The organism is Burkholderia sp. E168m23, assembly GCF_016586125.1.
Taxonomy (GTDB): domain Bacteria; phylum Pseudomonadota; class Gammaproteobacteria; order Burkholderiales; family Burkholderiaceae; genus Burkholderia; species Burkholderia orbicola.
This window is the reverse complement of sequence record NZ_BCPP01001373.1, coordinates 1-1325: the sequence shown is the minus strand read 5'-3', so window position 1 is coordinate 1325 and position 1325 is coordinate 1. Positions and strand designations below refer to the sequence as shown.

The following is a 1325-nucleotide window of genomic DNA, read 5'->3' as shown; positions in this document are numbered from 1 at the left end:
TATGTCGGGATGCGTTTTCTGGACCGCCGCTATGGCGCATCGGCCGGCGACGGTCGCGGGATCGGCTACGGCATCGGCCACGGCGGCGCCGAAGCGTGGTTCGTCGGTGTGCTCGTCTGGGGCCAGTGGTCGTATCTCGCGTGGCTCGCGAGCCGCGGCCAGCTCGAGACGCAGTTGTCCGACCTGCCGGTCGACACCGTGGTGCGGCTGCACATGATGCTCGCGACGCTGTCGGCCCAGTCGATCCTGCTGTTGCTGCTCGAGCGCTGCGCGGCGTTCGCGGTGCAACTGGCGCTGTCGGTGCTGGTGTGGCGCGGCGTACGGGCCGGCCGGATGGCCGTGTTGCCGCTCGCGATCGTGCTGCACGCGCTCGCGGCGACGCCGACGCTGCTGTACCAGGTGCGCGTGCTGCCGGCCGCGTGGGTCGAGGCCGCGTATGTCGTGCTGGTCGCGATCCTGGGGGTCGCGCTGGTGAAGGCGTGCCGGCCGTCGCGTGCGGCGGCCTGACGGGAGAGCGCAATGGACGACTATCTGATCGAATGCCAGAGCGCGGAATTCGACGCGCTCGCGCGCGTGATCTGCGATCTCTTTCCGGAGCAGACGCGCTTCGCCGAAAGCAGCGACGAACGCGGGCGCTTCCTGGCCGTGCACTGGCTGGCGATGCGGTTCGGCGCGACGCCGAAGCGGATGACGCTCGACATCCGGATCGTGCCGGCCGCGCTCGCGCGCTACCTGGCGCTCAAGCCGATGCAGCGCGCGCGCAGCCATGCGGTACTGCATGCGTATACGGAAGCGATGCTCGGCTCGCTCGAAGAGCGGCACGCGGCCGGCGAGGCCGTCGAGCGCGACGCGGAACTCGAACTCGACGAAGACTTTGCGTGAGCCGTGGCGCCGGCCTCGGCCGGCGCGGTGCGTCACGCGTTACGCGTCGCGGTAGACCTGCGCGAAGCGCTGCGCCTGCACGACGCCGTAGTCGCCGGGCGCGTATTGCATCACCCAGTCGCCGGCGACGCCGCGCAGCGTGTCGCCGTTTTCCGAGCGGGCGATCGTAAACGCCTCGTCCATCCGGCGCGCGAGCACGACGGCCGGCCGGTTGCGGTAGGCGCCCGGCGTGCCGTGCGCGAGTGCCGGATCGGCGGGCAGGTATTTGGCGTCGAAGCGCGCGCGCGACACGACCCAGCGGTCGCCGGTCGAGCCGGTGATCAGCGCGTCGCCCGCGACATAACGGTTCGGGCCTTCGAGGCTCATCAGTTCGCCGTCGGCGTCCGCGAAAGATACGGCGACGGTTTCGTCCTTGACGACGCGACGAGCCTGCGGATCGGTAC

Annotated in this window: 3 protein-coding genes; 2 read left to right on the top strand and 1 reads right to left on the bottom strand. The window is 70.6% G+C overall.

The window, feature by feature from the left end:
• Together JMF90_RS37410 and JMF90_RS37405 are read left to right on the top strand one after the other, a co-directional pair.
• On the top strand, positions 1–507 hold a 507-nt coding region (locus tag JMF90_RS37410; protein WP_201326373.1), incomplete at its 5' end, for a YhfC family glutamic-type intramembrane protease.
• 12 nt (positions 508–519) lie between these two features.
• Complete coding sequence (locus tag JMF90_RS37405) at positions 520–882, top strand: DUF3022 domain-containing protein (protein WP_027806439.1); 363 nt, start codon at positions 520–522, stop codon at positions 880–882.
• Positions 883–921: 39 nt separating this feature from the next.
• Here JMF90_RS37405 and JMF90_RS37400 read toward each other — a convergent pair.
• Positions 922–1325, bottom strand: a 404-nt coding sequence (locus JMF90_RS37400; protein WP_201326372.1) for a PGDYG domain-containing protein, incomplete at its 5' end; no start/stop codon positions are given.

Coding starts and splice junctions, on each gene's coding strand:
- JMF90_RS37405 (WP_027806439.1), top strand. CDS start 520: ATGGACGACTATCTGATCGAATGCCAGAGCGCGGAATTCGACGCGCTC.